Here is an 11764-nt window from a genome sequence, read left to right as displayed (position 1 = left end):
CTAAAGTACGCTCATGAAAATGCACACCACCCAACGCAACATCACAACGCAACATCAATAAAAAAGGCGCTGTTTCCTTTGCAGGAACAGCGCCTCACATCAAGGCATTACCTTATTTTGATTTCTTCAACAGTGGCAGCAAATACTTGCCAGTCACACTCTCAGGATTATCCGCCACTTCTTCCGGTGTACCGGTCGCTATGATCTTGCCACCGCCAGCGCCGCCTTCAGGGCCAAGGTCAATCAGCCAGTCAGCAGTTTTGATGACATCCAGATTATGCTCGATGATAACGACGGTATTACCCTGGTCACGCAACCTGTGTATGACCTTCAACAGCAAGGCGATATCATGGAAGTGCAAGCCTGTGGTCGGTTCATCCAGGATGTACAGGGTGCGGCCAGTATCACGTTTGGACAATTCCAGCGACAGCTTGACGCGTTGCGCTTCACCACCCGACAGGGTCGTGGCACTTTGCCCCAGGCGTATATAACCCAGCCCTACATCCAGCAGGGTTTGCAATTTGCGTGCAATGATAGGCACAACCTTGAAGAATTCATGCGCATCTTCCACCGTCATGCCCAGCACTTCATTGATGTTCTTGCCCTTGTAATGCACTTCCAGGGTTTCGCGGTTATAGCGCTTGCCGTGGCAGACATCGCAAGGTACATACACGTCAGGCAAGAAATGCATCTCGACCTTGATCACGCCATCACCCTGGCAGGCTTCACAACGACCACCTTTGACGTTGAAGGAGAAACGGCCTGCGCTATAGCCACGTTCTTTGGCTGTTGGCACGGTGGCGAACAGGTCACGTATAGGTGTGAACAAGCCAGTATAAGTGGCAGGGTTGGAACGTGGGGTACGACCGATAGGTGCCTGATCGACAGAAATGACTTTATCAAAATGCTCAAGGCCACTGACGTGGTCAAATGTTGCCGGTTCTGTTTGTGAACCATACAGGTGACGCGCAGCGACGTGGTACAGCGTGTCATTCACCAGCGTCGATTTGCCTGAACCAGAAACACCGGTCACGCAAGTCAGCAAGCCCACCGGCAATTTCATCGAGACTTTTTTCAGGTTATTGCCACGCGCGCCAGCAATCAGCAATTGCTTGGCCGGATCAGCCTTGGTACGCTTTTTAGGCACAGCTATTTCCAGCGCGCCACTGAGGTATTGCGCAGTCAGCGAACGCTTGTTGCCCATGATATCTGCCAGCGTACCCTGGGCGATAATTTCACCGCCATGCACGCCCGCACCCAGACCCATATCGACCACAAAGTCGGCGCAGCGTATCGCATCTTCGTCATGCTCAACCACCAGCACGCTATTGCCGATATCGCGTAGGTGCTTGAGCGTATCGATAAGCCTGTCATTGTCGCGCTGATGCAAGCCAATAGATGGCTCATCCAGCACATACATGACGCCAGTCAGGCCAGAACCAATTTGCGATGCCAGGCGTATGCGCTGTGCTTCGCCACCAGAGAGGGTGTCGGCACTGCGTTCCAGCGACAGATAATCGAGACCGACATTATTCAGGAAAGTCAGGCGTGCCGTGATTTCCTTGATGATGCGGTCAGCGATATCGCGCTTGGAACCGGTCAATTTCAGGTGCTCAAAGAAATGCAGGGTTTCACGCAGCGGCATGGCGCTGATATCGTAAATCGCCTTCTCTTGCTTGCCTGTACCCACCTTGACATAACGCGCTTCTATGCGCAGGCGTGCGCCATCGCAAGACGGGCATTGCTTTTCATTGATGAACTTGGCCAGCTCTTCCTTGACGGCCATGGAATCAGTTTCGCGATAACGGCGTTGCAGGTTCGTCACCACGCCTTCAAAGCTGTGTTCCTTGATGACGGTACGACCTTTTTCATTGATATAGGTAAACGGTATCTGCTGTTTGCCTGAACCATACAAAATGATTTGCTGCGCTGACTCTGGCAATTGCTCGTAAGGCGTATCGATATCAAACTCATAGAATGCCGCCAGGTTGGACAGCATCTGGAAATAGAATTGGTTGCGCCTGTCCCAACCCTTGACCGCACCACTTGCCAGTGACAAGTTAGGAAAGGCGACGATGCGCTTGGGATCAAAGAATTCTATATGCCCCAAACCATCACACTCAGGGCAGGCCCCCATGGGGTTATTGAAAGAGAACAGGCGCGGTTCCAGTTCTTGCAATGAATAACCGCAAATAGGGCAGGCAAATTTGTTCGAGAATAATTGCTCATGATTGCTATCCATATCCACAATCAGGGCGCGGCCATTTGCCAGACGCAAACAGGTTTCAAATGATTCGGCCAGACGCTGTTTGATGTCCGCTTTTACCTTGACGCGGTCGATGACCACATCTATCGTATGTTTCTCAGTCTTCTTCAGCTTGGGCAGATTATCGACTTCATAAATCTTCGCCTCATGCGTGCCGCTCTGTACACGGAAGCGTATAAAGCCCTGTGCCTGCATCTGTTCAAACAAATCCATGTGCTCGCCCTTGCGGTTGGCAACCACAGGCGCGAGTATCATGAGCTTGGTATCGTCAGGCATGGCCAGCACGGCATCCACCATTTGCGACACTGATTGTGCAGCCAGCGGGTTCTCAGGATGATCCGGGCAATATGGCGTACCCACGCGTGCATACAGCAGACGCAGGTAATCATGGATCTCGGTGACCGTGCCAACGGTGGAGCGCGGATTATGCGAAGTGGCTTTTTGTTCTATGGAGATGGCCGGTGACAAACCCTCGATCAGATCCACATCCGGTTTTTCCATCAACTGCAAAAACTGGCGCGCATAGGCTGACAGAGACTCTACATAGCGGCGCTGGCCTTCTGCATACAGGGTATCAAAAGCCAGTGAAGATTTGCCCGAACCAGACAGGCCGGTGATTACCACCAGTTTATTGCGCGGCAAGTCTATGCTGATATTTTTCAGGTTGTGGGTACGTGCGCCGCGTACACGTATCAATTCGCGTTTTTGTGCCAATTGAACATCACTGGCATCAAAGTCGATTTCTGCCGGTTTGGGCGCTTTTGCTGCTTTTGTGCGTGTCGTCATAATCTCTGTGCTGAATTTGGGCCGAATTGGAGGAAGTAGGCGTGCAACCTGATACTATAACGGGTTTTGAAAATCACTGCGGGCTCGCCTTTGCTTTGCGCAAACTAAACACACTGGACGAGCTTTTTTGAATATGACTATTGCAACATCTTCCGACGCATCCGCCCTGAGTGAGCAACAGCCTGCCAGCATGAGCCGCGAGGAAATCAGCTCCAGTGCCTCCCTCGCTTCCATCTTTGCCTTGCGCATGCTGGGTCTGTTCCTCATCCTGCCGGTATTTGCAATTCATGCCAAGACCTTGCCTGATGGTGATAATGCCAGCCTGGTTGGCCTGGCCATGGGCATGTATGGCCTGAGCCAGGCCTTCGGGCAAATCCCATTCGGGATAGCGTCAGACAAATTTGGCCGCAAGCGTATCATCGTCATCGGCCTGTTGCTGTTCGCGATTGGCGCTTTTGTTGCAGCATACGCAACCACAGTGGTTGGTGTCATCATCGGCCGTGGCATACAGGGTGCAGGCGCAATCTCCGCCGCCATTACTGCCCTGATCGCCGATACCACCAGAGAAGAACACCGCACCAAGGCCATGGCCATGGTAGGCGGCTCCATCGGTCTGACCTTTGCATTTTCACTGGTGGCCGCACCGTTGTTGTATCAAAGCATAGGCATGAGTGGCATCTTTGCCATGACGGGTGTTCTGTCACTGGTAGGCATAGCCGTTGTCTTGTTTATCACGCCAGAAGCACCGGCCATACGCCATGCGCCCGTGCCCCTGTCCGTGGTCTTGAAGAACACTGAACTGATGCGCCTCAATTACGGCGTGTTTGCGCTGCACCTGACGCAAATGGCCATGTTCGTTGTTGTGCCAGCGGCACTGGTGCAATATGCTGACCTGCCGGTGACCGCGCACTGGAAAGTCTATCTGCCTGTCATGTTTGCTTCTTTCATCGCCATGCTGCCAGCAATTTTCATCGGCGAGAAATTTGGCAAGATGAAGCAGGTCTTTGTTGCCGCTATCGCACTCTTGCTGGTAGTTGAGCTTGGTCTGTGGCAATACTTGCAATCCCCAGCCATGCTGGTAGGCTTGCTGTTTGCATTTTTTATTGCCTTCAATATCCTTGAGGCATGCCAGCCATCCCTGGTATCGCGTATCGCCCCGCCAGCCGCCAAAGGTGCGGCTCTAGGTGTGTATAACACCTTGCAGGCCCTGGGCCTGTTCTGTGGTGGTTTGTTGGGCGGCTGGATTAAACAAAGTTTCAACCCGTCATCAGTTTTTATTGTTAGTTCTGTGCTTACAGCCGCGTGGCTTATAATCGCTATCAATATGCCCAACATCCCCAAGCGCAGCAAAACTGCTGTTGCGGTCAAGGCATAAATTAATTTGTATCAGGAAAAATGAGGAGAAATACATGGCATCAGTGAACAAGGTCATTATCGTTGGCAACCTTGGGAGAGACCCGGAAACCCGTTACATGCCATCAGGCGATGCAATGACCAGCATCACCGTGGCAACCACCGATAGCTGGAAAGACAAATCCAGCGGTGAAAAGAAAGAACAGACAGAATGGCACCGCATCACCTTCTTCGGCAAACTGGCAGAAATCGCCGGTCAATACCTGAAGAAAGGTTCGCAAGTCTACGTTGAAGGCAGCCTGCGCACCCGCAAGTACACCGACAAAGACGGCGTAGAAAAATACGCAACCGACATCAAGGCCGACAGCATGCAAATGCTGGGCAGCCGCCAGGGCATGGGCGGCGGCGCAGGCATGGATGATGGTGGTGGCTACGGTGGCGGAGGTGGGGGTGCACCAGCACCACGCCCACAGGCAGCCCCACAACAACAACGCCAGGCCCCAGCCTCACGCCCGGCCCCGAACTTCTCGGATATGGATGACGATATTCCGTTTTAACCCCGAGCTTGTTTAGAACGTAAACAAAAACCCACTTCTACACAGGAGTGGGTTTTTTCTTTTATATGATTGAAACAGGCGTAATGATTGAAACAGTCGTGATGAATGAAGCCTTGCTTTCCAGTGTTGTGCCAATTCTCTTTCATTCAAGACCAAAGTAAATGATGCATTATTCCTCGGGCGAGGCCACATTCACCATCCACGACACACCAAAGCGGTCGGTGAGCATGCCTGACAGTGAGGTCCAGAAGGTTTTGCTCAGGGGCATTTGTACAGTTCCGCCATTGCTGAGTGCAGCGAATAGCTGCCTGGCTTCGCTGTCGTCCCTGGCTTCGAGGTTCAGTGTGAGGCCTTTGATGTCAGGCTGGGCCAGGGTTTGTATGCCGTCAGTTGCCATCAGTATGGTGTCACCTACGCGGAATGAGGCATGCATGATTTTATCCAGATCGGATGATATGCTGCGCATGACCGGGTCTGGGCTGTCTTTCCAGCGCAGCATGACTTGCACTTCTGCACCTATCGCTTGTTTGTAGAACTGTATCGCTGCTTCGCTATGGCCACCAAAGGCCAGGATGGTCTGGATTTGCATGGGTTGCCTCAAAGTGAGTGTTGCTTACAGTCTCAATTCCATAAACCGCCAGCGGGGATGCAGGACCGCTGGTACTTCTGCGCCTTCATAGGGCTGGCAATCCTTGAATCCTGCTGCTTCGTAAAGTTTGTGGGCTGCATGCATGAAGGGTGCACTGTCGAGGCGCACGCGCTCATAGCCCTGCTGGCGTACGTCGCTGAGCAGGCGTTGTAAAAGCGCATCGCCCAGATGCAGGCCACGAAAGCCTGGCAATACATACAGGCGCTTGATCTCGGCTACGCCTGGCTGTATACCGCGTCTGCCACCCATGGCGGCTATCTGGCCGTCTGCCTCTATCAGATAAAACATGCTGTCCAGTGTATCTGTGCCACAGATTTTGTCCAGTGCACCAGCTACATAATCTGTCAGTGGCATGCCGAGCAAGTCTTCGCTGGTAATACCAAAATCCTGCTTGATGTGTGCGGCGACCCAACCCATGTATTCAAGATTCATGGCCAAGAGCATATCTTTGTGGCGGGCAATGTCCGCCTGGATGAAAGTAATTGTTGTCAAAACACTGACTCCCCGATGAGTAAGCACATGTATTGCAGGGACAGGTATCTGCAGATACAGGTCGGTTTTGCACTACAATGCGCATTGATGGAGCGACATCTCCGCGCGATGAAGCTTGCGGCGCAGCTTGATTTTATAGTGTAACGCTCAATACAGAATTTCTTTTTCCCTTCTCCAATTTACTCATGACTTTTGAATCCCTAGGCCTGATCCCGGAACTCTTGCAAGCGGTCGCCGCACGCCAGTATGAAACACCAACTGCGGTGCAGGCTGAGGCTATTCCGGCGGTATTGGCTGGCGAGGATGTCATGGCGCTGGCACAGACCGGTTCCGGCAAGACGGCTGCCTTTGCCTTGCCACTGTTACAGCGCTTGCAGCAGGGCATGGAAGAAAGCAGCAAGCAGCGTAAAGTCAAAATCCTGATACTGGTACCTACCCGTGAATTATCCGGTCAGGTAGGCCAAACAATCGAAGCTTTGGCAGAGCATTTGCCAAAGAAGCTGAAGGTAGCTGTGATCTATGGCGGTGCTTCCATCAACCCGCAAATGATGCATTTGCGTGGTGGCGCTGACATCGTCATCAGCACGCCGGGCCGCTTGCTGGATTTGCTCGGTAACAATGCCCTGTCTTTAAAAGACGTTGCGACACTGGTACTGGATGAGGCAGACCGCCTGCTGGATCTGGGCTTTGCCGATGAAATCAAACGCATACTTGAGCAGTTACCTGCCAAACGGCAAAACCTGTTTTTCTCGGCGACCTTTTCACCAGCAGTCAAAAAGCTGGCGCTAGCCATGCTGCATGAGCCGGTGCGCATCGCGATTGCCGATCTGACTGAGAACCTGCCCGATATCGCACAAAGGGCGATAGCAGTTGATGCTGACAAGCGCACCCGCCTGCTGGTGCACCTGATCAAAGAGCAGCAATGGGAACGCGTGCTGGTGTTTGTCTCCACCAAATATGCGAGCGACACCGTCAGCAATAAATTAAAAAAAGCAGGTATCAAGGCAGAGGCATTTAATGGCGATGCCAGCCAGGGGGCACGCCAGCATATGCTGACCGACTTCAAGGCAAACCGCATACAAGTGCTGGTTGCGACTGACCTGGCGGCCCGTGGTATTGATGTTGCCGGTTTGCCTGCGGTTGTCAATTATGATTTGCCGCGTTCGGCAGATGATTATATCCATCGCATAGGCCGCACTGGCCGTGCCGGTGCGAGTGGCACGGCAATCAGCTTTATCCTGGCTGAACATGAAATGCATTTCCGCCTCATAGAAAAACGCCAGGGCAAGCGTGTGCCTCGCGAGACCTTGCCCGGTTTTGAGCCTGTGGCAATTGCAATACACAAAGCAGAGTCTGAAGCCAGCCCTGATGCGCCCACTGGCGGCATCAAGGGCAAGCGTAAAAGCAAGAAAGACAAGCTGCGTGAACTGGCTGCCAAAGACGGGCAGATCAGCTAAAGCCTGGACGCATATTCATTACTGGCAATGGCTCAGTGCCACATGGGCGACACCGCCTGTTGTATTCGTTACCGAGTTATTGTCACAGACGATATTGCCCGTCAGGCCGGACTGTACATTGATGCCATATCCCTTGGTATTGAGGTTGAAGCGATTGCTGCTGAACTTATTGTTCTTGCCCCAGCCGGTATAAGCCTGGTGCACCTGAAAGCCGTCCAGCAGGTTTTTGTCGCTGGAGGTGGGGTGGTTATTGACGGTATTGCCAGTGATGGCGTAATTATTGCCTTTGACATCAATCACACTGTCGGCATAGTTTTCACCACTGATGCCGCTGCCGTCAAAGGTGTTGCCCTGTATCAGGCCATCAGATGAGCCTTCCTTGATGTCTATGCCCTCGGCATTCACATTCGGGCCTATGCTGTTGCTCAGCACCTTGTTGCGGTCACTCTTGTCCGGGTTGCATGAAGTGTAGGTGCACCAGGAGAATTGGCTGATCCTATATATACACCTTCACCAAAACCAGCCTGTTTCTTGCCGGTGTTATAGATGTGGCTGTTTTTCAATACATTGTCGGTGCTGAAGGCGCGAAAGTGTATGCCCTCGTCATCGACATCATGCACGGTCAGGTTTTGCAGTACGTTGTTGCTGGAGGTATCAAGGATGATGCCCTTGCCTGAAATAAAGCGACGGTCATCAACCTGACCAATCACGCCTACTTCAACCTGGCAGGTACAGGTAGCAGGGGTTTGAGTACTCACCTGTTTCAAATCCATGCCGACCGTTACACCGAAACCGACAATAAACGCATACCCACGGGGCGTACTCTACCGGTGGATGGCAGCGTGCTGGATTTGCGAAAACCCACCGCCATCACACGCCACCTTGAACAAGGGGATGCCTTGCTGGGGCAGCCACCCGGCTATGATCACAGCCTGCTTTTTGCCAATTGGGATCAGTCCTTGCGATCCGTTGCGTGCATCACTGAAACTGTATCTGGCCGGCAAATGGATATCTACACCACAGAACCTTCAGTGCAGTTCAATAGCGGTAATGGCTTTGATGGCAGCGAAGCCTGAGCCTATCAGCGCCATGACGGCTTTGCCTTTGAAACCCAGCACTTGCCCGACAGCCCGAATCACGCAAATTTCCCTTCGACGGTGCTTAATCCAGGTCAAGTGTTTAAGTCTGTGACCAGTTTGCGCTTTTCTGTGACACCGCTATCGAAAAGCGGTCAGGTGCTGCCAGACCAAAAGCCCTAAGTAAAACACAGGGCTTGATAACCGAATTCCATAGCCAAGTGTCTGGTGAATTAACTCTAAAACATTTCTTGCTTTAGGGGAATTGGTTGCCCAAATTCATCTAATGCTATAATAGCAGGCAATTGATGCACAAAAATTAATCAGCGTGCATCCAATCACCATCCCCCATTCCTGTCCCATAGTACGTCGTTGACGTCACTTGTTTGTTTGCTACCGCATACATGTTTGACCGGTCACTGGCACTCCCGTGCTTTGGGTATTTGCATTTTCTATTGAGGTTTTATGTTTAAAAAAATTGTCACCCTGGTACTGCTGCTCAGCAGTATGTTCATGTCCCTTGTCCACGCAGCAGAAAAGATCACTGTAGGCCTGATCGCTACAACAAGTATAGAAGACACCCGCAAACGCTGGCAGCCTTTGCTGGATGACCTGGCAAAAAGCACAGGCACTGAAGTGACTGCCGCCATTTCTTCTAATTACAGCGACATCGTTGCTGGTTTGAAAGAAAACAAGATACAAATCGCGTGGCTGAGCAGCAAGGTTGCACTGGATGCGGTGGAAGATGGCAAGGCCACCGTGTTTGCGCAAATGGTCAAAAGTGATGGTTCACGCGGGTATAACTCCGTCATTATTGCATCCAGCAAAAGCGCACTGACCAGCTTTGACCAGGTCTCTGCCAAACCTGGCGTGTATATCTTTGCTGATGGCGATAAAAAATCGACGTCTGGTTATCTGGTTCCTGCTTATTACCTGTTTTCCAAGAACAAGATAGATCCGGCAAAACTGTTCAAGAAGGTCATCATTGGTAATCATCAGGCGAATTTTTCTTCTATTTTGCGCGGTGAAGCCGATGTCGCCACCTTTAATAGTGAAGAGATGGACAGGCTGAAGAAAGAAGCACCAGATCAGCTCAGCAAGGTGCGCGTTATCTGGACTTCGCCCCTGATACCCAATGACCCTATTCTGTACCGCAAGGACATGTCGCCAGCCCTGAAAACCCGCGTAGAAGATTTCTTTGTCAATTATGGCAAGCAAAAACAGGCGCAGGCTGTGTTGAAAGACATTTTGAATTTGTCCGGTTTCCAGCGTTCTACCGATGCGCAGTTGAAGCCTATCGCAGATTTAACATTGTTTAGCCTTTTGCGCGACAATTTGAATAACCCCAGCCTCACGGATGCGCAAAAACAAAAGAAATTTGATGAAGTTAGTGCACGTTTTGGCAAGCTGAGCTTCGTTCTTGAGGCCTCGCGCATCAAATAAGCCTGAAAAGTTCCAGCTGATTTGTAACAAAAGATGAAATAAATACAATGAATAGGGCATTTTTGCTCAAATTTTGCCTAATTTATTGTTTTTTTATAAAATATATAAAAAAAATTTCGAGTTTTGTAACTTATCATGTCAACTGAATCGCGAACCGGTGCGTTTTCGGACTAAAGAATCTTTGCTGACACCTTCCTTTAAGCAAAGTTTCCCTTTAAGGAGTCAGAAAATGATTTACGAAATACTGGTTCGCCCTTCGGACAACAGCAAGAAAATGACTTCCGATCATTTGATCTGGATAGAAAGCAACATGACTACCCGTTCTTTTGAGAACTGGCTGCGTGAAAAATCTTTGCTGGATGGTAGTGGCCATGCGCCTGTAGCGCGCTGGAGCATAGTGCAGACTCAGCGTCCTGCACATTTCAATCTGGCGACACAGGCAAAAGCCCTGAAAAGCCGTATTTCTGAATTGATGACTGGTACTCCAGAAATCGTCGCAGTGCCGGATGCATCCCGTGCACTCAAAGCTTTCCGCTTGAAAAGCCCGGCTCAAGAACTCATCGCAGCCTGAGCGCCGTATGATTGCCAGCGTTTCGGTCAGGCCGGATTGCTGGCGGCGGCACAAGCATCCTTGAAAGTCCTTTGATGATCCATGCTCTCGCAAGGTGGGCATGGTGGTTGCTCTCATGGCAAGCTTATGCATGCATCAGTTCGCTGTCGCCAGGGTGTTGCGGTACTGTCGTGCATGTGCTGGCAGATAAGTTTTGACAAGACAGACTGATGCCAAGCACAATCCAGACTCTTTTGGATTACCCGCACACCCATGGCCAGACTAGCCCGACTTGTTATTCCGCATCAGCAACATCATGTTATCCAGCGCGGCAATGCCGGTGCCGTGATTTTCCAGGATGCCGAGGATTACAACAGCTTTCTGGACTGGCTCAAGCAAGCTGCCAAGCTGTTTGATGTTGCCATCCATGCCTATGTATTGATGCCAGATCACCTGCATCTGCTGCTGACACCCGGTGATGAGCCAGGTCTGGGCAAGATGATGCAGTGGCTGGGCCGTCACTATGTCCCTTATTTCAACCGCAAATATCAGCGCACCGGCACCCTGTGGCAGGGACGTTACCGTGCGACTGTCATTGAATCTGCCAATTACTTCATCCCTTGCAGTATTTATATGGAAAGCAATCCTCTGCGCGCTGGTCTGGTGCAGGATTTGCTCGATTACACCTGGTCCAGTTACAGACATCATGTAGGTTTGCATATTGACCCCCTGATCACTGATCATAGCTGCTACTGGGCATTGGGCAATACGCCTTTCCAGCGCGAGGCTGCCTACAAGCAAAGTCTGGAGCTGGGCTTGTCAAATACACAAATCAGCGAAATTAGCCAGGCCACCACCAAGGCCTGGATGCTGGGTTCGGCCAGATTCAAAATAGAAATGAGTAAGCTGACCGAGAGACGGGTAGAGCCCGTCAAACGTGGCCGCCCCCGCAAGGCGCAGGAAAGCGTATGATTTTTTCTTTTACAGAGCGGGCCTGCAGGCATGTTTCCATGCCAAAAATCCTTAATGAGCGCTGGAAACTCAACAAACATCACTGCATTTACTATGTCCCTATTTAAATATTCATGAGAATATGATTATTTTAAATTGACACCGACCCCAATTAAACCAGTTG

General features: G+C 51.1%; 11 protein-coding genes and 1 pseudogene. 7 read left to right on the top strand and 5 right to left on the bottom strand.

Annotated elements, in window-relative coordinates; translation table 11 throughout:
- Positions 1 to 112 precede the first annotated feature (112 nt).
- A complete protein-coding gene (gene uvrA, locus UNDKW_RS24925; RefSeq protein WP_162060945.1) occupies positions 113 to 3052 on the bottom strand; it encodes an excinuclease ABC subunit UvrA in 2940 nt (979 codons plus the stop codon).
- Positions 3053 to 3242: 190 nt separating this feature from the next.
- Here uvrA and UNDKW_RS24920 point away from each other — a divergent pair, with 190 nt between their 5' ends.
- The gene (locus tag UNDKW_RS24920) at positions 3243 to 4427 is read left to right on the top strand and encodes an MFS transporter (protein ID WP_162062102.1); all 1185 of its coding nucleotides are present in this window, start codon (positions 3243 to 3245) and stop codon (positions 4425 to 4427) included.
- A gap of 34 nt (positions 4428 to 4461) precedes the next feature.
- Complete coding sequence (ssb, locus tag UNDKW_RS24915; RefSeq protein ID WP_162060944.1) at positions 4462 to 4962, top strand: single-stranded DNA-binding protein; 501 nt, start codon at positions 4462 to 4464, stop codon at positions 4960 to 4962.
- A gap of 169 nt (positions 4963 to 5131) precedes the next feature.
- On the opposite strand, the gene UNDKW_RS24910 is transcribed toward ssb, so the two are convergent.
- Together UNDKW_RS24910 and UNDKW_RS24905 are read right to left on the bottom strand one after the other, a co-directional pair.
- On the bottom strand, positions 5132 to 5551 hold the full coding sequence (locus tag UNDKW_RS24910; protein ID WP_162060943.1) for a VOC family protein: 420 nt from the start codon (positions 5549 to 5551) through the stop codon (positions 5132 to 5134).
- A gap of 24 nt (positions 5552 to 5575) precedes the next feature.
- The gene (locus UNDKW_RS24905; protein WP_162060942.1) at positions 5576 to 6103 is read right to left on the bottom strand and encodes a GNAT family N-acetyltransferase; all 528 of its coding nucleotides are present in this window, start codon (positions 6101 to 6103) and stop codon (positions 5576 to 5578) included.
- Positions 6104 to 6288: 185 nt separating this feature from the next.
- Between UNDKW_RS24905 and UNDKW_RS24900 the strand changes: the two genes are divergently transcribed.
- Positions 6289 to 7560 carry a DEAD/DEAH box helicase gene (locus tag UNDKW_RS24900; protein WP_162060941.1) on the top strand — a complete coding sequence of 424 codons (1272 nt, stop codon included), beginning with the start codon at positions 6289 to 6291 and terminating at the stop codon, positions 7558 to 7560.
- Between the two features lie 18 nt (positions 7561 to 7578).
- On the opposite strand, the gene UNDKW_RS24895 is transcribed toward UNDKW_RS24900, so the two are convergent.
- Together UNDKW_RS24895 and UNDKW_RS24890 are read right to left on the bottom strand one after the other, a co-directional pair.
- A complete protein-coding gene (locus UNDKW_RS24895) occupies positions 7579 to 7992 on the bottom strand; it encodes a hypothetical protein (RefSeq protein WP_162060940.1) in 414 nt (137 codons plus the stop codon).
- On the bottom strand, positions 7986 to 8318 hold the full coding sequence (locus tag UNDKW_RS24890; RefSeq protein WP_162060939.1) for a right-handed parallel beta-helix repeat-containing protein: 333 nt from the start codon (positions 8316 to 8318) through the stop codon (positions 7986 to 7988). The genes UNDKW_RS24895 and UNDKW_RS24890 overlap by 7 nt, the downstream gene beginning before the upstream one ends.
- Between UNDKW_RS24890 and UNDKW_RS24885 the strand changes: the two are divergent.
- The 4 genes and pseudogenes from UNDKW_RS24885 (at position 8253) to UNDKW_RS24865 (ending at position 11601) form a co-directional block, all read left to right on the top strand.
- Positions 8253 to 8819 (top strand): annotated as a pseudogene (locus tag UNDKW_RS24885) (hypothetical protein). The gene UNDKW_RS24890 and the pseudogene UNDKW_RS24885 overlap by 66 nt on opposite strands.
- A gap of 282 nt (positions 8820 to 9101) precedes the next feature.
- Complete coding sequence (gene phnD, locus UNDKW_RS24875) at positions 9102 to 10079, top strand: phosphate/phosphite/phosphonate ABC transporter substrate-binding protein (RefSeq protein WP_162060937.1); 978 nt, start codon at positions 9102 to 9104, stop codon at positions 10077 to 10079.
- A gap of 229 nt (positions 10080 to 10308) precedes the next feature.
- Positions 10309 to 10650 (top strand): hypothetical protein, encoded by a 342-nt coding sequence (locus tag UNDKW_RS24870; RefSeq protein WP_162043511.1) that lies wholly within the window; start codon positions 10309 to 10311, stop codon positions 10648 to 10650.
- Between the two features lie 252 nt (positions 10651 to 10902).
- A complete protein-coding gene (locus UNDKW_RS24865; protein WP_162060936.1) occupies positions 10903 to 11601 on the top strand; it encodes a transposase in 699 nt (232 codons plus the stop codon).
- The last annotated feature ends 163 nt before the right edge of the window (positions 11602 to 11764 follow it).

It is taken from the genome of Undibacterium sp. KW1 (assembly GCF_009937955.1).
Taxonomy (GTDB): Bacteria; Pseudomonadota; Gammaproteobacteria; order Burkholderiales; family Burkholderiaceae_D; genus Undibacterium.
This window is presented reverse-complemented; position numbering and strand designations above follow the sequence as displayed.